A 19,976-nucleotide genomic window follows, 5' to 3' on the forward strand; every position below is an offset into this window, starting at 1 on the left:
GATGGAGGTATGCCGAACCGACTGGCCCACGAGACGTCCCCGTACCTGCTCCAGCACGCCGACAACCCGGTCGACTGGTGGCCGTGGTCGGCGGAGGCCTTCGAGGAGGCCCGACGGCGCGATGTCCCCGTGCTGCTGAGCGTCGGGTACAGCAGCTGCCACTGGTGCCATGTCATGGCGCACGAATCCTTCGAGGACCCGGCCACCGCCGCCTTCCTCGACGAGCACTTCGTCAGCGTCAAGGTGGACCGCGAGGAGCGCCCCGATGTCGACGCCGTGTACATGGAGGCCGTGCAGGCCGCCACCGGGCAGGGCGGGTGGCCGATGACCGTGTTCCTCACGCCCCACGCCGAGCCGTTCTACTTCGGCACCTACTTCCCGCCCGAGTCCCGGCACGGCATGCCCTCCTTCGGGCAGGTGCTCGAAGGGGTGCGGCAGGCCTGGCAGACCCGGCGGGAGGAAGTCGCCGACGTCGCCGGGAAGATCGTGCGGGACCTCGCGCAGCGGGAGATCGACTACGGCGCCGCGCGGCCCCCCGGTGAGGAGGACCTGGCGCAGGCGCTGCTCGCGCTGACCCGGGAGTACGACGCGAAGCGCGGCGGTTTCGGCGGGGCGCCGAAGTTCCCGCCGTCGATGGTGATCGAGTTCCTGCTGCGGCACCACGCCCGCACCGGCTCCGAGGGCGCCCTCCAGATGGCGGCGGACACCTGCGAGCGGATGGCCCGCGGCGGCATCCACGACCAGCTCGGCGGTGGCTTCGCCCGGTACTCCGTCGACCGCGACTGGGTGGTGCCGCACTTCGAGAAGATGCTGTACGACAACGCCCTGCTGTGCCGGGTCTACGCTCACCTGTGGCGGGCCACCGGCTCCGATTTCGCCCGCCGGGTCGCCCTCGCGACCGCCGACTTCATGGTGCGCGAACTGCGCACCGCCGAAGGCGGGTTCGCCTCGGCCCTGGACGCCGACAGCGACGACGGCACGGGTCGGCACGTCGAGGGCGCCTACTACGTCTGGACCCCCGACCAGCTGCGTGAGGCCCTCGGCGCCGAGGACGCCGAACTCGCCGCCCGCTGTTTCGGCGTGACCGAGGAGGGCACCTTCGAACACGGCTCCTCCGTCCTGCAACTCCCCGTGCAGGAGGGCGTTTTCGACGCCGACCGGGTCGAGTCCGTTCGGCGCCGGCTGCTGGCGAAGAGGGCCGAGCGCCCGGCGCCCGGCCGGGACGACAAGGTCGTCGCCGCCTGGAACGGGCTGGCGATCGCCGCCCTCGCCGAGACCGGCGCCTACTTCGACCGCCCGGACCTGGTCGAGGCCGCCGTCGGCGCCGCCGACCTCCTGGTCCGGCTGCACATGGACGAGCACGCGGGGCTGCGCCGTACCAGCAAGGACGGCCGGGCCGGAGCCAACGCCGGAGTGCTGGAGGACTACGCCGACGTCGCCGAGGGCTTCCTCGCCCTCGCCTCCGTGACCGGCGAAGGCGTCTGGCTGGAGTTCGCCGGGCTGCTCCTCGGGCATGTGCTCACCCGGTTCGCCGACCCGGAGTCGGGCGCCCTCTACGACACGGCCGCCGACGCCGAGCAGCTGATCCGCCGGCCCCAGGACCCCACCGACAACGCCACCCCCTCCGGCTGGTCGGCGGCCGCAGGCGCCCTGCTCGGCTACGCCGCCCACACGGGTTCTGAGGTCCACCGCACCGCCGCCGAGCGGGCGTTGGGCGTGGTGAGCGCGCTCGGCCCGCGCGTTCCGCGCTTCATCGGCTGGGGCCTCGCCGTCGCCGAGGCCCTGCTGGACGGTCCGCGCGAGGTCGCGGTCGTCGGCCCGTCCCTCGACGACAAGGCGGCCAAGGCCCTGCACCGTACGGCACTTCTGGGCACCGCCCCCGGCGCGGTCGTCGCGTACGGCACCCCGGAGAGCGAGGAGTTCCCGCTGCTCGCCGACCGCCCCCTCGTGGACGGTGAGCCGGCCGCCTACGTCTGCCGCAACTTCACCTGCGACGCCCCCACGACCGACCCGGACCGCCTGCGCACCGCACTGGGCGGCTGAGCCGGGCCCGGACGCCGGCCCCGGGACGGGCCCCGGACGTCAGCTCCGGTCGGCGTACCCCGCCAGGGCGCGTTCCACGATGGCCTCCAGCTGGTCGTGGTGGGCGCCCTTCCAGTAGGCGCGGCCGCAGTCGCCGCAGCGGGCGAAGACGTCGTACGTGCGATGAGTGCCGTGCTCGAGCTGGTCTGCCACCTCGTCCTTCGTGGCGTCCCGCAGCAGGCCGTTGCAGGCGGTGCAGCGGGTCCAGGGGCGCAGCTCGGGGCGGAAGCGGTCGAGGACGTCGTGGAGTTGGTCGTCGGGGCGGGTGCTGTAGACGTAGGCGCCCGCCCACAGTTCACGGCGGCGCAGCAGGCCGCGGTCGCGGCTGAGCATGACCCGCTTCTCGGCGGCCGAGCGGGCGGCGAGTGCCGGGTCGCCGATGTCGGTGGACTCGTAGGCCGTGTCGACGCCCAGCAGGCGCAGCCGGCGGGCGAGGGTGCCCAGGTGCACGTCGAGGAGGAAGCGCAGGGGAGCGCCGGGGACGTGCTGGGGCCGGGCGACGGCGCGCACCTGGACCGTCTCGTCCGCCCGCGGCACGTGCGACACCGGCACCTCACGGCCGTCCACCACCAGCGCGCCGACCTCGGTGAGCGGCACGCCCAGGGACTCCACGACGTGGCCGAGCGTCGAGACGCCGTCCGTGACGACCGCCGTGGCGCCGTGGCGCCGGGCGTGCGGGACGAACAGGTGCAGGCCGGGGGCGAACCCGACGTGGATCTCGGGACCGTTCACCCCGACAGGATGGCACGGGTGCGAGGCCGCGGGCTCACGGATTTCCGGTGGGCAGGCCGTGTTCCAGGACGTCCATGGCCTGGTCCATGAGGTCGCCCAGCTCGCCCTTGCACCCGTTCTCGGCCCAGTACAGGGAGACCTCCATCAGGCCGCCCATGAGGGACATGGCGAAGACCCGCACCTCCAGGCTGTCCTGGTCCAGGCCGGTGCGGGCCGCGATGGCCTGGCGAATGAGCAGGCCGGCTTCCGACATGCTCTCCATCATCCGGGCGCGGACCGCGGGAACCTCGACGCCCAGCCGGGCGCGCAGCCGGGACACCTCGGGCTCGTCGGTCATTCCCAGCGCAAGGGCCTTGTGCATCACATGCCGGAGGGAGTCCATCCACGGCTCGTCAACGGGCCGGGCCCGCAGCTCCTCCAGCATGATCTCGTCGTACTCGTCCGTGAGGACGATGTCCTCCTTGGTCGGGAAGTAACGGAAGACGGTCGACGGCGACACCTCGGCGCGGTCGGCGATCTGCTCGATCGTCGTGGCGTCGTACCCCTGCTCCTCGATCAGCGCGTACGTCGCCGTACGGATCGCCTGCCGGGTCTTGAGCTTCTTGCGTTCCCTCAGCCCCATCGGGGGGCGGTCGGCTGGGGTCGTGGTACGTGCGGCCGTCATGAAGGTCATTGTCCGGCATAGGGTCAGGGTCGGGCCATGGCCGGGTCCTCCTCCGGCTCGGCTCGTACGGCGCCCTGGGCGGCGCCCGGCAGGAACGCGGCCGCCAGCAGCGCCGCCACCACCGAGGCGATCCCGCCCACCAGCAGCACCAGGCCCATGCCGTGCACGTACGCCGCGTTCGCGGAGGCCGCCAGCTGCGCCGAGCCCGTCCTCTCGGCGACCAGGTGGGCCGCGACCACGGACTGCCCGGCGGTGTGCGCGGTCTCGACGGGCAGCCCGGTGACGTCGAGCCGGTGACGGAAGACGCTCGCCAGGAGGCTGCCGAGCAGGGCGATGCCGACCGCGCCGCCGACCTGGCGCAGCGTCATCAGCAGACCGGATCCGCTGCCCGCCCGGTCGGCGGGCAGGGCGGCCAGCGCCCCGTCCATGGCCGGGACGACGGAGAAACCGAAGCCGACACCGGCGATCGACAGCCACAGGGCGGTGAAGCCGTAGCCGGACTCCACGGTCGTCCGGCTGCCCAGCAGCGCGGCGAAGGCGAGCACCACCAGTCCCGCGGCGACCACGGCCCGCGGTCCGAACCGGGCGACGACCGGCTGCGCGCCCTTCGCGGCGACCAGCAGCCCGCCCATCATGGGCAGCAGCCGCACACCGGTGCCGAGCGCGTCGTGGCCGAGCACGGCCTGGAGGTAGGGCGGCAGCACGAACATCAGGCCGCTCAGCACGAACATCACCAGGGTCGCGGCGATCACGTTGAACAGGAAGCCGCGCCGGGCGAGCAGCGTCATGTCGAGCATGGGCCGGGCCTCGCGGCGCTCGCGCAGCACGAGCCCGGCCAGGAGTACGGCGGCCGCGGTGAACGCGGCGAGCACCAGCGGGTCGCCCCAGCCGCGGTCGGGCGCCTCGATGATCGCGTAGACGAGCGCGCCGAGACCGGTCGCGCTGAACCCCGTGGACAGCGCGCCGACCTTGGGGGAGGCCGGATCGCGGGTCTCGGGGAGCAGCAGGAGGCAGGCCGCGACGCCGAGGCCGGCCATGGGCACGTTGATGAGGAAGACCGAGCCCCACCAGAAGTGGTTCAGCAGCCAGCCGCCGATGATCGGGCCGAGCGGCAGGCCGAGCGCCGAGGCGGCCGAGATGACGCCGACGGCCTTGACGCGCTCCTCGGGCCCGAACATCGAGGGCAGCACGGACAGCGCCAGCGGCATGACGAGTGCCGCGCCGACGCCCATGACCGCACGGGCGGCGATCACCCCGCCGACGTCGCCGGTCAGGGCGCCCACCACGGAACCGGCGAGGAAGACCGCGAGCCCGGCGATCAGCATCAGCCGCCGTCCGAACCGGTCGCCGAGGAGTCCGGCGGGGAGCATCAGCGCGGCGAAGACGACGACGTACGCGTCCGCCATCCACTGCTGCTGCCCGGTCGAGGCGCCGAGCTCCCTCGCCATGGTCGGCAGGGCGACGTTGAGGATCGTCATGTCGAAGCCGAGCACCAGCATGCTCGCGACCAGGGCCGCGAGGGCCCACCAGCGGCGGGGATCGCGCCTTACGTCTTCGGCGTGGGTGAGAGTAGCCATGTAAATGAGAGTAGCTCTCAAAATCGAGGCTATGTCAATCGGTGTCGACTGTCGAATGCGCTCCGGGCTCCTTCCGGCGCCGGTCCGGGCCCCTCGGGGTTTTCAGGCACACGGAAACGGCCACGGCTCGTGTGAGCCGTGGCCGGGTGGGGAAGGGTGTGAGGCGTTACGCGTGCTGGTAGGCCACCAGCGAGATGCCCACGTAGTGCACCACGAAGGCGGCCAGCGTGAAGCTGTGGAAGACCTCGTGGAAGCCGAACCAGCGCGGTGACGGGTTCGGCCGCTTGATGCCGTAGACGACGCCGCCCGCGCTGTAGAGGAGCCCGCCGACGACGACCAGGACCAGGACGGCGATGCCGCCGGTGCGCAGGAAGTCCGGCAGGAAGAAGACGGCCGCCCAGCCCATCGCGATGTAGCAGGGGGTGTAGAGCCAGCGCGGGGCGCCGACCCAGAAGACGCGGAAGGCGATGCCGGCGGCGGCCGCGACCCATATGCCCCACAGCAGCCACTGCCCCTTGGCGCTGGGCAGGAGCAGCAGGGTGAGCGGTGTGTACGTGCCCGCGATGATCAGGAAGATGTTCGCGTGGTCGAGCCTGCGCAGCACGCCGCCCATGCGCGGCCCCCAGTTGCCCCGGTGGTACAGCGCGCTCACACCGAAGAGCAGGCAGGCGGTGAGGACGTAGATCCCGCAGGCGATGCGTCCGCGGGTGGAGTCGGCCAGCGCGGTGAGTGCGAGCCCCGCGACGAGTACGGCCGGGAACATGCCGAGATGCAGCCAGCCGCGCAGCTTCGGCTTGACCTGGTGCGGCAGGGAGGGCGCGACGGGACCGCGGCCGGCGACCGGCGTGTCCAGGGGCGCGTCGGAGGCGGACGCAGTCATGCGCGCATCGTACCTACGACACCGTAAGTCGTGAATCAGTGCCGGACGGTGAGCAGCGGCGAACGGGCCGAACGCAAAAAGACCTCCAGCCGAATCCAACGTGGACGCAAAGAATCGCGGGAATCGTGGCATTACTCACGTCGCTCACCTGTGACGCCCCCTGGACAGATGGGCGCTCTCGTCGGATGATCAAATGAGTGCGGTCGGCACCGGATGAGCGGCTACGAAGCATCCGGGTCGCAGCCCCCACGGGGCGACAAGACAAAAACCCCTCATTTAGGAGCGATCGTGGCGCGCGACATCGCGGCTCCCCCCGTCATCCCCACCCACCACAAGGAACTGATCTCGTGGGTCAATGAGATCGCCGAACTGACGCAGCCGGACAGCGTGGTCTGGTGTGACGGATCCGAGGCCGAGTACGAGCGACTGTGCGAGGAGCTCGTCCAGAAGGGCACCTTCCGGAAACTCGACCCGATCAAGCGCCCCAACTCCTACTACGCGGCGTCGGACCCGTCCGACGTGGCCCGCGTGGAGGACCGGACGTTCATCTGTTCCGAGAAGGAGGAGGACGCGGGTCCGACCAACCACTGGAAGGCGCCCGCCGAGATGCGGGAGATCTTCCAGGGGGCGGACGGCAAGGGAGGGATCTTCCGCGGCTCGATGAAGGGCCGGACGATGTACGTCGTCCCGTTCTGCATGGGCCCGCTGGGCTCGCCGCTGTCCGCGGTCGGCGTCGAGATCACCGACTCCGCCTACGTCGCGGTGTCCATGCGCACCATGACCCGCATGGGACAGCCGGTGCTGGACGAGCTCGGCGACGACGGCTTCTTCGTCAAGGCCGTCCACACCCTGGGCGCCCCGCTGGAGCAGGGCCAGGAGGACGTCCCGTGGCCGTGCAACTCCACCAAGTACATCTCGCACTTCCCCGAGACCCGCGAGATCTGGTCCTACGGCTCGGGCTACGGCGGCAACGCGCTGCTCGGCAAGAAGTGCTACGCCCTGCGCATCGCCTCCGTCATGGCGCGCGACGAGGGCTGGCTGGCCGAGCACATGCTGATCCTCAAGCTCACCCCGCCCACCGGTGAGGCCAAGTACGTCGCCGCCGCCTTCCCGAGCGCCTGTGGCAAGACCAACCTCGCCATGCTGGAGCCGACGATCTCCGGCTGGACCGTCGAGACGATCGGTGACGACATCGCGTGGATGCGGTTCGGCGAGGACGGCCGGCTCTACGCGATCAACCCCGAGGCCGGCTTCTTCGGCGTCGCGCCCGGCACCGGCGAGCACACCAACGCCAACGCCATGAAGACGCTGTGGGGCAACTCGGTCTTCACCAACGTCGCCCTCACCGACGACGGCGACGTGTGGTGGGAGGGCATGACGGAGGAGACCCCGGCGCACCTCACCGACTGGAAGGGCAACTCCTGGACCCCCGCGTCCGAGACGCCCGCCGCCCACCCCAACGCCCGCTTCACCACGCCCGCCGCGCAGTGCCCGATCATCGCGCCGGAGTGGGAGGACCCCAAGGGCGTGCCGATCTCGGCGATCCTCTTCGGCGGCCGCCGCGCCTCCGCGGTGCCGCTGGTGACGGAGTCCTTCGACTGGAACCACGGCGTCTTCCTCGGCGCCAACGTCGCCTCCGAGAAGACGGCCGCCGCCGAGGGCAAGGTCGGCGAGCTGCGCCGCGACCCGTTCGCCATGCTGCCGTTCTGCGGCTACAACATGGGCGACTACATGGGCCACTGGATAAAGGTCGGCAAGGCCGCCGAGCAGCGTGACGGCGACCAGTCCAAGCTGCCGAAGATCTACTACGTCAACTGGTTCCGCAAGAACGACGAAGGCAAGTTCGTCTGGCCCGGCTTCGGCGAGAACAGCCGCGTCCTGAAGTGGATCGTGGAGCGCCTGGACGGTACGGCCGAGGGCGTCGAGACCCCGATAGGCGTCCTGCCGACCAAGGCGGCCCTGGACACGGACGGCCTCGAACTGTCCGAGTCCGACCTGGAGTTCCTGCTCACGGTCGACAAGGACGTGTGGCGCGAGGAGGCCGGCCTGGTCCCCGAGCACCTGAACACCTTCGGCGACCACACGCCCAAGGAACTGTGGGACCAGTACCGCTCGCTCGTCGAGCGCCTGGGCTGACGCGGTCCTCGACCCACCCCCTCCTGAGCCCCGCGGCCGGCTGACCGACCTGCCCTGACCTGCAACGTCGCCCGGCCGGCCGCGGCGACACCCCCGAAGAGGCCGGGTGCGCACAATGGCGTGCGCACCCGGCCTCTTCGGCGTGCGCGCGTGTACCCGCGGCGATCGGGCCCGTGCGCGCGGCGCTGTGCGGGCACGCCCGGCGCAGACGCGGCAAGCCGCGCCCAAAAAGCCGCATTCGTGGGCAATTCACCTATGGTGATGCCATGCGCGGAATCCTGTTGGCCGGGGGCACCGGCTCGCGACTGTGGCCGTTGACCCGCACGGTGTCGAAGCAGCTGCTGCCGGTCTTCGACAAGCCCATGATCTATTACCCGCTTTCCACACTGGTGATGGCCGGAATCCGGGAGGTTCTGATCATCACCACCCCGGAAGACCGGCAGCAATTCCTCCGATTGCTCGGCGACGGAAGTCAACTCGGTCTGCGATTCACGTACATGGCGCAAGAACGCCCGGAAGGAATCGCCCAGGCCTTCCTGCTGGGGGCCGACTTCATCGGCGACGAGCCGGTCTCCCTGATCCTGGGCGACAACATCTTCCACGGCAGCGGCCTCGGTACCCGTCTCACCCGCAACGTGGATCTGAAAGGCGGCCGGGTGTTCGCCTACCCGGTGGCCAATCCCTCGGCCTACGGCGTCGTGGAGTTCGACGAACTCGGTCGGGCGCTGTCCATCGAGGAGAAACCGGCCCGGCCCAGGTCCCGGTACGCCGTGCCCGGTCTGTACTTCTACGACAATCAGGTCGTTGACATCGCCCGGAGCCTGCGGCCCAGTGCCCGGGGCGAGTTGGAGATCACCGACCTCAACCGCGTCTATCTGGAGTCCGGGAGCCTGCACGTCGTCCGGCTCGACCGCGGCACCGCGTGGCTGGACACGGGGACCTTCGCCTCCATGGTCCAGGCCTCGGAGTACGTCCGTGTGGTCGAGGAACGCCAGGGCTTCAAGATCGGCTGTGTCGAGGAGGCGGCCTGGCGGGCCGGCCTGATCGACGACGCCCGGCTCCACGAACTGGCCCAGCCGCTGCTCAAGAGCGGATACGGCCACTATCTGCTGGGCCTGCTGGAGGACCCCCGGTCCGTCGTCATGCCCCAGCCGGGCAGCGGGCTGCGCCGGGAAGAACTGCTGCCAACCGGGCCGGGCGTTCCCGCGTGACGGCCGGCGGAAAGGAGTTGTGCACGTGAGACCACTTCGCATCGAAGGGGCCTGGGTGGAAACGCCCCAGGTTTTCACGGACGACAGAGGACGATTCCACGAGTGGTTCAAGGGCGAGGGATTCCAGGATTCCACCGGCCAGGGACTCCGGCTCGCTCAGGCAAACTGCTCGCGCTCCGTTCGAGGTACTGTCCGCGGTATTCACTTCGCGTCGGTCCCGCCCGGGCAGGCCAAGTACGTCACCTGCATCAGTGGCGCGATCCTCGACGTCGTGGTCGACATCCGCACCGGCTCCCCGAGTTTCGGGGAATGGGAGGCGGTTCGACTCGATGACACGACGCACCGCAGTGTCTATCTTTCGGAGGGACTTGGCCACGCCTTCATGGCGCTGGAGGACAACTCCACGGTCGTATATCTGTGTTCACAGGGATATGCGCCGCAACGTGAGTACGGCATCAACCCGCTCGACCCGAGGTTGGCTATTGCCTGGCCCGAGGGCGTCGCCATGCGGCTTTCCGAAAAGGACGCCGCGGCACCCACGCTGGACGAAGCCGAGAGGCAGGGCCTGCTGCCTTCCTTCGAGGACTGCCGCGGCTATCGCGGCGGGCTCGTGGGCAGCGCCTGAGGCAGGTGTGTCACGCGAATTCGCACACGCCACGTATCCGAAGCCGGAAACGATATCGGTTGAGGCTGCTCGGGTGATTTGCCCAGCCCGCTGTGTGTTGGCTTCGCAAATTCCCGGCCGCGGTGAGCAAAGAATGTTCTAGTCCGTGGCCAACGGCACGTGACACGCATGCGAACGAAGCGCACCAAGTGCGCGCGCTTGCGGTTTGGTCCCTCCCAGTTGCTGAGGAAGGTTCTCTTGAACCGTAGAACGATCCGAAGTTCACGCTTGAGGTCAGCCACACTGGTGTCGGCGAGCGCGCTTGCCATGGCGCTCAACGTCGCCCCGAGTACCGTCGCCATCGCCGACGCGATCGAGAGATCCAACGCTCGTACGGCGGTGGCGACGGACGATCCGAACGACGTAAGAACCATCGAGGGGCACCGCAACGACCGTGGTCCGCGAGGTCACCAGGGTCCGAAGGGCCACGATGGCAAGCGAGGTCCGCAGGGTCCACAGGGCAAGCCGGGTCCGCAGGGTCCGCAGGGCCCACAGGGGAAGAAGGGCCCGCAGGGTCCGCAGGGCCCACAAGGCAAGAAGGGGCAACAGGGTCCGCAGGGCCCACAGGGCAAGAAGGGGCAACAGGGCGCGCAGGGTAACCAGGGCGCGCAGGGCCAGGGCTTCCAGGGCGCTCAGGGCTTCCAGGGCAACCAGGGCCCGCAGGGCTTCCAGGGCCACCAGGGTGCTCAGGGCTTCCAGGGCGAGCAGGGTAACCAGGGCTTCCAGGGCTTCCAGGGCCACCAGGGTGCTCAGGGCTTCCAGGGCGAGCAGGGTGCTCAGGGCTTCCAGGGCGAGCAGGGTAACCAGGGCTTCCAGGGCTTCCAGGGCCACCAGGGTGCTCAGGGCTTCCAGGGCAACCAGGGCCCCCAGGGCTTCCAGGGCAACCAGGGTGCGCAGGGTAACCAGGGCAACCAGGGTGAGCAGGGTGAGCAGGGCAACCAGGGCCACCAGGGCGCTCAGGGCGCACAGGGTACGGTCGGCACCACCTACGTCGTGAGCGAAACGGGTACGCGTTCGGTGACCGTGGACTGCCACACCGGTGACTTCGCCACCGGCGGCGGTGCGATGGCTGTGGAGGGCCACGGCAACCTCATCCAGACCTTCCCAGTGGGCACCAACCCGCCCATCGGCTGGCAGGCCACCACCACCTCGAACGACACGGGCGACATCGTCGCGTACGTGGTCTGCGTTCACCCGACGTAACCCCCGGGCGATCGCCGGTACCGTAGCGGCCGCCGGCTTCACCCGCGAATGAGTGACAGTGCCCCGGGGCCTCGGCTCCGGGGCGCCGTCCGCGTTGTGCCCGCGCCCGCGACTCCGGCACCGGAAGGAGACACCGGTGCCGGAGTCGCGGGCAGCAAGGAAATCGGAGAATGATGCGCATCCTCGTAACCGGCGGTGCCGGATTCATCGGTTCGGAGTACGTCCGGCGGCAGCTGGACCCGGATCCGACGGCGCGGATCACCGTCCTCGACAAACTCACCTACTCCGGCGTCGAGGCGAACCTGGCACCGGTGGCGGAACACCCGGGCTACGCCTTCGTCCGGGGCGACATCTGCGATGCGGACGTGGTCGACCAGGTGATGGCGGGCCACGACGCGGTGGTGCACTTCGCTGCCGAGTCGCACGTGGACCGGTCGATCGACGGGGCCGGTCCGTTCGTCCGCACCAATGTGATGGGCACTCAAGTGCTCCTCGACGCGGCCCACCGGCACGGCGTCGGCCGATTCGTCCACGTGTCCACCGACGAAGTGTACGGCTCGGTCAGCGAAGGCTCGTGGACCGAGGGGTGGCCACTGGCACCGAACTCCCCTTACTCCGCCTCGAAGGCCGGCTCCGACCTGCTGGCTCTCGCCTACCACCGCACCCACGGCCTCGACGTCGTGGTCACCCGGTGCACCAACAACTACGGGCCCCGCCAGTTCCCCGAGAAGGTCATCCCGCTCTTCATCACCAACCTGCTCGACGGGAAAACGGTCCCCCTGTACGGCGACGGCAGCAACGTCCGCGACTGGCTGCACGTCTCCGACCACTGCCGGGGCATCGACCTGGTCCTGCGGGGCGGCCGGGCCGGAGAGGTCTACAACATCGGCGGCGGAACCGAGTTGACCAACCACAAGCTCACCGGGCTGCTGCTGGACGCGGTCGGCGCGGGCTGGGACCGGGTCGAGTACGCGGCCGACCGCAAGGGCCATGACCTGCGCTACTCGCTGGACGACGGCAAGATCCGCGAGCAACTGGGTTACACCCCGCAGGTGTCCTTCACGGACGGCCTGGCCGCCACGGTCGACTGGTACCGCACGCATCGCTCCTGGTGGGAGCCGCTGAAGGAGGGGGCCGCGCTGCGATGAGCACGACCTGGCTGGTGACCGGTGCACACGGGCTCCTCGGCCAGGACGTGCTGGCCGAACTCGCCGCCGATCCGGACGCCGTCGTGACGGGACTGAGCCGGGAGCAGCTGGACATCACCGAGCCGGGGGCCGTTCGCGTGGCCGTCACCGGTCACCGGGTGGTCGTCAACTGCGCCGCCTGGACGGACGTCGACGCCGCCGAGCGGTCCGAGGCGGCGGCCACGGCCGTGAACGGCACGGGCGTCCGTCACCTGGCACACGCGTGCGCGGACAGCGGCGCCCTCCTGCTACACGTCTCCACCGACTACGTGTTCCCCGGTGACGCCCGCCGGCCCTACCCCGAAGACGCGCCGACCGGGCCACTCAACGCATACGGGCGAAGCAAACTGGCGGGGGAGCGCGCCGTCGTCGAACTGCTGCCGCACACCGGCTACATCGTGCGCACCGCATGGCTCTACGGCGCCCATGGCCCGAACTTCGTGGGCACCATGCTCGAACTCGCCGCCCGGCGCGACACCCTGGACGTGGTGGCAGACCAGCACGGCCAGCCGACCTGGTCCCGGGCGCTCGCCCGGCAACTGACCGCCCTCGGCCGTGCCGCGCTGACCGGGTGGGCACCGGCCGGCATCTATCACGGCACTGCGGCCGGCCGCACCACGTGGTGCGGTCTGGCGCGTGAGGCCTTCCGGCTCAGCGGCCTCGATCCCGAACGGATCCACCCGGTCGGCTCGGACAAGTTCCCACGTCCGGCCGCCCGCCCGGCCTTCGGCGTCCTCGGGCACGGCAACTGGCTGCGGGCCGGCCTCGTCCCCCTTCCTCCGTGGGACGACCAACTGACGGCCGCACTGAACGCACCCGAGTTCGCCGCCCTGGCCGCAGCGGCGCGCACGAGTACCCGGCGTACGTAGCAGGCGCCCGGCGGAACCTCAGGTCCGCCGGGCGCCTGCGGAGCCGCCAGGAAATCACCGGCTCACGGCGTCCCGGAACTCTTCCGGCACCTGGGAGAGGAGCTTGTGATCGACCGCGACCGCACGACGGAACGCATCGCCGGCCTCGCTCTTGCGGCCCCTCGCCGCCAGGAGCTGACCCAGTTGCAGATGGATCGTGGCCGCCTTCGGATTGGTGGCAGCGGCCCGCTTGAGGAGTTCAACAGCCCGGTCGGGGTCACTCGATCTCAGCATGTACGCCTCGCTGTAGAGAGCGGACATGAAGTGCGGATCGATTTCGAGAGCCTTCTCGAAGTTTGCCCGGGCATCTGCCGTCCTACCGTCCTGCTGATCGATGATCCCGAGGCCGTACCAGGCGTTCTTGTTCCTGGCGTCGACTTCCAGAACGCGCCGGTAGTCCTGGGCAGCCCCAAGAGAATCCCGGTTGAGTTGGCGCTGAAGGGCGGACTGCAGAAGCTCGTTTGCCGACTTGGCGTTCCCGGCCACTGAACCGGCTCTGGCTTCGGACGGCCCGGCCGACGGGGAGTGAATCGCCCAGACGGTCACCCCGGTGGCAACCGCCGTGGCCGCGGCGAGTCCTGCCCACAATCTCGTACGTTTCACTGGGTCACTTTTCGTGGAGGGTGGCGGACGGATGGAGTTGGCCTGGCTCAGGTGGCCGGCACCGACGTTACGAGGCGGCCTTGGTGGTGCGGCCGTTCGGCAGGCGCTCGGGCCGTTCAGACCACTCGAATGCACGAGCCGTCGTGATTGTGTCGGCCCAGCCTGTTTGCGTGGCTTTGAGCGGCTGGATTGGATGGCACCCGTGAAGTCAACGGTCTGTCTGAACATGATCGTCAAGGACGAAGCTCCGGTGATCCGGCGTTGTCTCGAATCCGTACGGCCCTTGATCGACACTTGGGTCATCGTGGACACCGGCTCCACCGACGGCACGCAGGACATCATCCGCGACGTCTACAGCGACCTGCCCGGCGAACTGCATGAACGGCCCTGGAAGGGGTTCGACGGCAGCCGTACCGAGGCGATCGAACTCGCCCGCTCCGCTGCGGACTACCTGCTCTTCATGGACGCCGACGACATGATGGACGTGGCGCCCGGCCCTCGAATGCCGGAGCTGACGCGCGACGCCTACTGGGTCGGCGTCAGCAGCGGGCGCATCAGATACCGGCGCCGCGCCCTGGTCTCGACCCGGTTGCCGTGGCGCTACGTCGGCGTCCTGCACGAGTACCTCGACTGCGGTTCGCAGTACACCCAGGGGAATCTGGAAGGCGCCACCATCGTCATCGTGGGCGGAGGGGGACGCAGCAGGGGCAAAAGCCCGCGGGAGAAGTACCTGGGAGACGCAGAGATCCTCCAGCAGGGTCTGATCAAGGAGCCTGACAACGAGCGTTATGTGTTCTACCTGGCCCAGACCTGGCGCAGCGCCGGTGAGCTCGAGAAGGCGATCGAAGCCTATGACCGCCGGGCGGGCATGGGCGGCTGGGACGAGGAGGTCTTCTGCTCCCGTCTGTACGCGGCGTTGTTCGCCGAAGAGCTGGGGCGGCCGCCGGCCGAGGTGATGGACCGCTACCTCGGTGCGCACGAGAGCCGCCCCAAACGCGCCGAAGCGCTCGGCGAACTCGCGCGCTGGTGCCGTCTCAACGGGCAGCGCTGGCCGCTCGCCCACCTGTTCGCGCGAGAGGCGGCACGCCTCCCGTATCCGAGCGACGACCACCTGTTCGTCGCGTCCGACTGGTACGAGTGGCGCGCACTCGACGAACTCGCGGTGTCCGCCTACTGGGTCGGGGAGTACCAGGAAGCGGAGGAATGCTGTGAACGCCTGCTGGCAGGCGGCAAGCTGCCCCCCGAGCATCGCGAGCGTGTGATCGAGAATCTCGACTTCGCACGACGTCACCTGCGCTCAAGGGAATTCGTCGGGGTCTGAGGCGGCAGGATGTCAGAGGCGCCCGGTGGAACCTCATGGTCCACCGGGCGCCTGTTGTTCCGCGGGTCCTAGACCAGCAGCAGTCCGCCGCACCGGGCGGCGCCCTCCTTCATCGCGATCAGGTTGGCGACCACGTAGGAGATGTTGTTCTTCGAGTGCCACTCGGTCGGGAAGTAGGTGACCAGCCGGGAGGACTGGAACCGGGCCTCGAGTTCGGGAACCATGGACCGGTACTGGTTGTCGGTGTAGTACCAGAACGAGTTCTCGTTGTAGTGGGCGACGTGCGACGGGTCCTGGTACGCGCCGCGGCCGTCGGAGCTGGGCGTCAGACTGAGCAGCATGCCGCCGGGTGCCAGCAGCCGGTACAGCTCGTTGATCAGCGCCACCTTCGAGGGCACGTGCGGGAAGAAGTCCACCGCCCGCATCAGGCCGACGGAGCCGTCGGCCAGGTCCAGCTTCCCCGGCAGGGACGCGACGATGTCCACGTTCTTCCCCGGGGCCCGGCCCACGCCCTTGTAGCCGGGCGGCCTGCGGCCGCCCGTTTGGAAGTCCAGCGCCAGCAGCCCGCGCCGCTGGGTCCAGGCGAGGGCGTTGGCCTCGATGTACTTGTCGTACAAGGTGACCGTCTCGCTCTGGATGTGTGCGTTGATCTCCGGATCGCGCTGGGTGTTCGCCGGGTGCACCCGCTGGAGGTACAGACAGCGGTTGATGTGGTGGAAGTCGCCGACGTGGAACAGGCGGCACATCAGGTCCTGGTCGTCCAGGACCGCACGGGCGGCGTCATAGCCGCCGGCCTTCTCGTAGCTCTCCCTGCGAAACGCCCGCACATGGTTGGGCGCGTACCAGATGTAGGCGACGTTGTGCGGGGTCGGCGCCAGGGAGATGGCCTGCAAGTACTTGCGGCCGTCGACCCTCACCTCCTCGTACTCCCAGCCGAACCTCGCGTCGAAGCGATCGTTGTCCCGCTTGCCGTCCTCGGTGATCTGCGCGGTGTTGCTGTAGACGAAGACGACCTCGGGGTGGGCGTCGAACGCCTTGCCGAGCTCTGCCAGACACGCCTTCGCCAGCAGGTCGTCGTGGTCGAGTTCCACGAGGATCTCGCCCCGGGCCAGTTCACAGGCTCGGCGCTTCGTCGCTCCGACCCCCTTGACGTCGTCCGCGATCTCCACGCGGACCCGGTCGTCGGGGCGCTCGGGCCGCCACCGGGCACCATTGTTGAGCAGGACGATCCACTCCCAGTCCGGACAGGTCTGCGCCTGCAGCGACGCGAGACACTCATCGAGGAAACGGGGCCGGTGGCTGGGGGTGAAGACGGAGAACCTGGGTGTCGCGGTCGCGGTCGACGTCATCTGGTCTTCCCTGCGTGGCTCGATGTCGGTGCGGGGCGTACGGAGTTACGGAGACGTTCCGGTGCCTGGGAAAGCAGCGCGGGATCGGCTGCGACGGCACGGCCGAATTGCTTATCGGCCTCGCCGTCGCGTCCCTTGGAAACCGCTGCCGTACCGGTGGGGGCTGCCCACAATCGCCTACGTTTCACGTTGTCACATCTCGTGGAATGGAAAGGACGGACGGATGTAGTTGATCTCAACCGGCCGTATTTCCACCGACGTTACGAGGCCGTATTGACAACGTCGCCATTTGGCAGGCATGTGGGGCGTGCAGACCACTCGAATGTACGCAAGAAGGACGGCAGGGCGCGGACTTTCTCACGGTGTGGATCTACGAGGCGTCTTCGCGCAGGGTCACGTCGCGTAAGTGAGAGCGTGGACCCGGTCGGTGGTGAACGCTCGAGCCCTGGCCCGCAGTAGAACGGTCAGTCAACGCGACCTGACCGGCGCTTGCGCCGATGTGGGTAATTATGCGGCGAAAAACGGCATTTGCGAGGAACTGCCCCGTAATCTTCGAGCGTCAGTCAGTGTACGGCGAAGGAAGTGTGACCATGCCATTCAACCCGGGGGAGCAGGTCAACTTCGGCGGCGAGGGCGCCGTCGTGCTGGAGGAGCACGGTGACGGTGGTTACCTGATCTCCAGTGGCCCGGCGCGGCTACCGATCGTGGTCCCCGCCGACACCCTTGAGGACGCGCAGCGCAAGCCCGCCGCCAAGCGGCTGTTCACCCCCACCCCACCGCACCTGCTCTCCGTGGACGACTTCCTCGACGACCCGGACGAGGTTCGCAAGATCGCGCTCAGCGTCGGATACCACACCGACGCGCAGTACTTCAAAGGTCTGCGCAGCGACCACCGGTTCCTCTGGCCCGGCCTGCGCGAGGAGTTCTCGCGGCTGCTCGGCACTCCGGTCACCGAATGGCTCAGCCACAACGCCAACGGCGTCTTCCAGCAGACCGCGCACGACGACCCGCTGGTCTGGCACCACGACTCGCAAAGCTACGCCGCCGCGATCTACCTCAACCCGAACCCGCCTGCCGGCGCCGGCACCAGTTTCTGGCGCGACAAGACCCACGGCTGCCGGCGTGCGCCCACCCACCCGAAGGAAGCGGCGCGCCTCGGCAGCCCCGAGGCCGTCGAGGCCGCACGCTCGGTCGTCTACGACCCGTACAACCTCGAGCACGAGGACAACTGGGAGCTGATCGAGTCGATCTCCGGCCAGTACAACCGGTTGGTGATCTGGGACGCGAAACTCATGCACTCAGCCACGTCGTACGAGCACTTCGCCGGGGAGCACGGTACCCACCGCCTGGTGCAGCTCTTCTTCTTCGACATCAACATCTGAGCTTGACGTCTGATCGCAATCAGGGCTTGGGCGCTGTCGGGTGACGGAGTGTCACGGTCCTGTGCCGCAGCGTGTCGGTCCGCCGCGGTTGTGCTGTTACCCGGCGGCGGGGAAGGCCGGCTCGGGTTCATGGCGCCCGGTCTGCGTCTCGCTGCGGGTGCACGCGGACCGGGGCCGATCAGGATGCCCTGGGCGGAGGGCTAATGGGCGGCGCCACTGAACTTCTGGGGTTCACTCTGCGCTGCAGCGGCATGGGCGTCCATCCGCTCGGCCGCCAGGATCGCCGCCGCGGTGTCCGCCCGGGAGGCGGCGACGACGAGCGCGCGGCCGGCGAGCGCGTGCGCCCGCTGGTGCAGCGCCGACGGTTCCCGGGCGGCGGCCACTGACGCGCGGGCCGGAGCATGGCCTCCCCCCAGCCGGGCCACCTGCTCGGCGAGCCGCTCGGCCGCGGTGTCCAGGTCGGTGGAGGGGGCCAGTGCGCGCAGCTCGCCCGTGACGGCGAGCAGCGCCGCCAGATGGCCCGCGAGCTGGATGTCCAGCTCCTCCTCGCGGGAGCGGTGGGGGAAGTCCGAGGTGGTGCCGGCCATCGGGGTGTGGACGGACCTGCCGGAGGGCCCGGTGCGGATCGGTTCGTACATGGGATGGCCTCCTGTGCTCTGACAGAAGACATCCTAGCTTAGAACGCGTCTAAAGTTGAGGCCGTTCGTGGAACTGGTCCGTAGGGGTACCGAACGTGAGCGTCAGGATTGGCTGTAGCCGTCCAGGAAGGTGCCGATCCGGCCCACCGCGTCCCGCAGGTCGCCGACCGAGGGCAGCGTGACGACCCGGAAGTGATCCGGCTCGGGCCAGTTGAAGCCCGTGCCCTGGACGACCATGATCTTCTCGTGGCGCAGCAGGTCAAGGACCATCCGCCGGTCGTCCTTGATCTTGAAGACCGCGGGGTCCAGGCGCGGGAAGAGGTACAGCGCGCCCTTCGGGCGTACGCATGTCACGCCCGGGATCTGTGTGAGCAGCTCGTAGGCGACGTCCATCTGCTCCTTCAGCCGCCCACCCGGCAGGACCAGCTCGTTGATGCTCTGCCGCCCGCTGAGCGCGGCCACCACGCCGTGCTGGCCCGGCATGTTCGCGCACAGGCGCATGTTCGCCAGGATCGTCAGGCCCTCGAGGTAGGAGTCGGCGTGCGCGCGGGGGCCGGAGACGGACATCCAGCCCACCCGGTAGCCGGCCACCCGGTACGCCTTGGACATGCCGTTGAACGTCAGGGTCAGCAGGTCCGGCGCGACCGACGCGGTCGGGGTGTGCGTTGCGCCGTCGTAGAGGATCTTGTCGTAGATCTCGTCGGAGCAGACCAGCAGGTTGTGCCGGCGGGCGATGTCGGTCAGCCCCTTGAGCACGGCCGGGTCGTAGACCGCGCCGGTGGGGTTGTTGGGGTTGATGATGACGATCGCCTTGGTGCGGTCGGTGACCTTGCGCTCCACGTCGGCGAGGTCGGGCATCCAGTCGGACTGCTCGTCGCAGCGGTAGTGGACGGCGGTGCCGCCGGACAGGGAGACCGCGGCCGTCCACAGGGGGTAGTCCGGCGCCGGCACGAGGACCTCGTCGCCGTCGTCCAGCAGCCCCTGCATGGCCATCACGATCAGCTCGGAGACGCCGTTGCCGATGAAGACGTGCTCGACGTCCGTCTCGATCCCGAGGGTCTGGTTGTGCATGACGACCGCGCGCCGCGCGGCCAGCAGGCCCTTGGCGTCGCCGTAGCCGTGGGCCGTCGAGACGTTGCGGAGGATGTCCTCCAGGATCTCCGGCGGGCATTCGAAGCCGAACGCCGCCGGGTTGCCCGTGTTCAGCTTCAGGATGCGGTGACCGGCCGCCTCCAGCCGCATCGCCTCCTCGAGTACGGGGCCCCGGATCTCGTAGCAGACGTTGGCGAGCTTCGTGGACTGGATCACCTGCATGCCCGCGAGCTTACGGCCACGTGGCACTGATTGTGGGGAGTTTTCCATCACGTGAGACAGAGGATTTGATCACTTTTGGGATGAGTGGCGCTGCTCGCCGGATCTGGTTGCGTTTCGGCCGGTAT

At 69.2% G+C, this 19,976-nt stretch carries 18 protein-coding genes; 9 read left to right on the forward strand and 9 right to left on the reverse strand.

Translation table 11 applies throughout. From position 1 onward, the window contains the following. Positions 1-9: 9 nt before the first annotated feature. Entirely contained in the window at positions 10-2,043 is a 2,034-nt protein-coding gene (locus ABZ818_RS12070) for a thioredoxin domain-containing protein (protein ID WP_361413095.1), read from the forward strand. Positions 2,044-2,082: 39 nt separating this feature from the next. Here the strand turns inward: ABZ818_RS12070 and ABZ818_RS12075 are convergent, their stop codons facing one another. The 4 genes from ABZ818_RS12075 to ABZ818_RS12090 all read right to left on the reverse strand — a co-directional run bounded on the left by ABZ818_RS12075 (position 2,083) and on the right by ABZ818_RS12090 (position 5,935). After that, on the reverse strand, positions 2,083-2,814 hold the full coding sequence (locus ABZ818_RS12075; RefSeq protein WP_361413096.1) for a Mut7-C RNAse domain-containing protein: 732 nt from the start codon (positions 2,812-2,814) through the stop codon (positions 2,083-2,085). 34 nt (positions 2,815-2,848) lie between these two features. After that, the gene (locus tag ABZ818_RS12080; RefSeq protein ID WP_361413097.1) at positions 2,849-3,487 is read right to left on the reverse strand and encodes a TetR family transcriptional regulator; all 639 of its coding nucleotides are present in this window, start codon (positions 3,485-3,487) and stop codon (positions 2,849-2,851) included. A gap of 14 nt (positions 3,488-3,501) precedes the next feature. Beyond that, complete coding sequence (locus tag ABZ818_RS12085; protein WP_361413098.1) at positions 3,502-5,055, reverse strand: MFS transporter; 1,554 nt, start codon at positions 5,053-5,055, stop codon at positions 3,502-3,504. 166 nt (positions 5,056-5,221) lie between these two features. After that, positions 5,222-5,935, reverse strand: coding sequence for a hemolysin III family protein (locus ABZ818_RS12090; RefSeq protein ID WP_361413099.1), 714 nt, complete (start codon positions 5,933-5,935; stop codon positions 5,222-5,224). 288 nt (positions 5,936-6,223) lie between these two features. On the opposite strand from ABZ818_RS12090, the gene ABZ818_RS12095 reads away from it, so the two are divergent. From ABZ818_RS12095 to rfbC, 3 genes are all read left to right on the forward strand, one after another. Then, entirely contained in the window at positions 6,224-8,071 is a 1,848-nt protein-coding gene (locus ABZ818_RS12095; RefSeq protein ID WP_361413100.1) for a phosphoenolpyruvate carboxykinase (GTP), read from the forward strand. 266 nt (positions 8,072-8,337) lie between these two features. Further along, positions 8,338-9,282 carry a glucose-1-phosphate thymidylyltransferase RfbA gene (gene rfbA / locus ABZ818_RS12100; RefSeq protein WP_361413101.1) on the forward strand — a complete coding sequence of 315 codons (945 nt, stop codon included), beginning with the start codon at positions 8,338-8,340 and terminating at the stop codon, positions 9,280-9,282. 25 nt (positions 9,283-9,307) lie between these two features. Further along, entirely contained in the window at positions 9,308-9,907 is a 600-nt protein-coding gene (gene rfbC / locus ABZ818_RS12105; RefSeq protein ID WP_361413102.1) for a dTDP-4-dehydrorhamnose 3,5-epimerase, read from the forward strand. A gap of 273 nt (positions 9,908-10,180) precedes the next feature. On the opposite strand, the gene ABZ818_RS12110 is transcribed toward rfbC, so the two are convergent. Next, the gene (locus tag ABZ818_RS12110) at positions 10,181-10,894 is read right to left on the reverse strand and encodes a hypothetical protein (protein WP_361413103.1); all 714 of its coding nucleotides are present in this window, start codon (positions 10,892-10,894) and stop codon (positions 10,181-10,183) included. A 45-nt stretch (positions 10,895-10,939) separates the two neighbouring features. Between ABZ818_RS12110 and ABZ818_RS12115 the strand changes: the two genes are divergently transcribed. The 3 genes from ABZ818_RS12115 (at position 10,940) to rfbD (ending at position 13,205) form a co-directional block, all read left to right on the forward strand. Then, positions 10,940-11,149: a hypothetical protein gene (locus ABZ818_RS12115; RefSeq protein WP_361413104.1), complete on the forward strand. Its 210-nt coding sequence runs from the start codon at positions 10,940-10,942 to the stop codon at positions 11,147-11,149. A 173-nt stretch (positions 11,150-11,322) separates the two neighbouring features. Continuing rightward, positions 11,323-12,297 carry a dTDP-glucose 4,6-dehydratase gene (gene rfbB / locus ABZ818_RS12120; protein WP_361413105.1) on the forward strand — a complete coding sequence of 325 codons (975 nt, stop codon included), beginning with the start codon at positions 11,323-11,325 and terminating at the stop codon, positions 12,295-12,297. Further along, on the forward strand, positions 12,294-13,205 hold the full coding sequence (gene rfbD / locus ABZ818_RS12125; RefSeq protein WP_361413106.1) for a dTDP-4-dehydrorhamnose reductase: 912 nt from the start codon (positions 12,294-12,296) through the stop codon (positions 13,203-13,205). Before rfbB ends, rfbD begins: the two co-directional genes overlap by 4 nt. A 54-nt stretch (positions 13,206-13,259) precedes the next feature. On the opposite strand, the gene ABZ818_RS12130 is transcribed toward rfbD, so the two are convergent. Beyond that, positions 13,260-13,730, reverse strand: coding sequence for a tetratricopeptide repeat protein (locus ABZ818_RS12130; protein ID WP_361413107.1), 471 nt, complete (start codon positions 13,728-13,730; stop codon positions 13,260-13,262). Between the two features lie 343 nt (positions 13,731-14,073). Between ABZ818_RS12130 and ABZ818_RS12135 the strand changes: the two genes are divergently transcribed. Beyond that, the gene (locus ABZ818_RS12135; RefSeq protein WP_361413233.1) at positions 14,074-15,168 is read left to right on the forward strand and encodes a glycosyltransferase; all 1,095 of its coding nucleotides are present in this window, start codon (positions 14,074-14,076) and stop codon (positions 15,166-15,168) included. Positions 15,169-15,236: 68 nt separating this feature from the next. On the opposite strand, the gene ABZ818_RS12140 is transcribed toward ABZ818_RS12135, so the two are convergent. After that, on the reverse strand, positions 15,237-16,517 hold the full coding sequence (locus ABZ818_RS12140) for a glycosyltransferase (protein WP_361413108.1): 1,281 nt from the start codon (positions 16,515-16,517) through the stop codon (positions 15,237-15,239). A gap of 590 nt (positions 16,518-17,107) precedes the next feature. Between ABZ818_RS12140 and ABZ818_RS12145 the strand changes: the two genes are divergently transcribed. Then, positions 17,108-17,899 carry a DUF6445 family protein gene (locus ABZ818_RS12145; RefSeq protein ID WP_361413109.1) on the forward strand — a complete coding sequence of 264 codons (792 nt, stop codon included), beginning with the start codon at positions 17,108-17,110 and terminating at the stop codon, positions 17,897-17,899. Between the two features lie 200 nt (positions 17,900-18,099). Here the strand turns inward: ABZ818_RS12145 and ABZ818_RS12150 are convergent, their stop codons facing one another. Together ABZ818_RS12150 and ABZ818_RS12155 are read right to left on the reverse strand one after the other, a co-directional pair. Continuing rightward, positions 18,100-18,537 carry a hypothetical protein gene (locus ABZ818_RS12150; protein ID WP_361413110.1) on the reverse strand — a complete coding sequence of 146 codons (438 nt, stop codon included), beginning with the start codon at positions 18,535-18,537 and terminating at the stop codon, positions 18,100-18,102. Between the two features lie 102 nt (positions 18,538-18,639). Beyond that, complete coding sequence (locus ABZ818_RS12155) at positions 18,640-19,851, reverse strand: pyridoxal phosphate-dependent aminotransferase (RefSeq protein ID WP_361413111.1); 1,212 nt, start codon at positions 19,849-19,851, stop codon at positions 18,640-18,642. Positions 19,852-19,976 lie beyond the last annotated feature (125 nt).

The sequence above is a fragment of the Streptomyces sp. NPDC047453 genome (assembly GCF_040643155.1).
GTDB lineage: Bacteria > Actinomycetota > Actinomycetes > Streptomycetales > Streptomycetaceae > Streptomyces.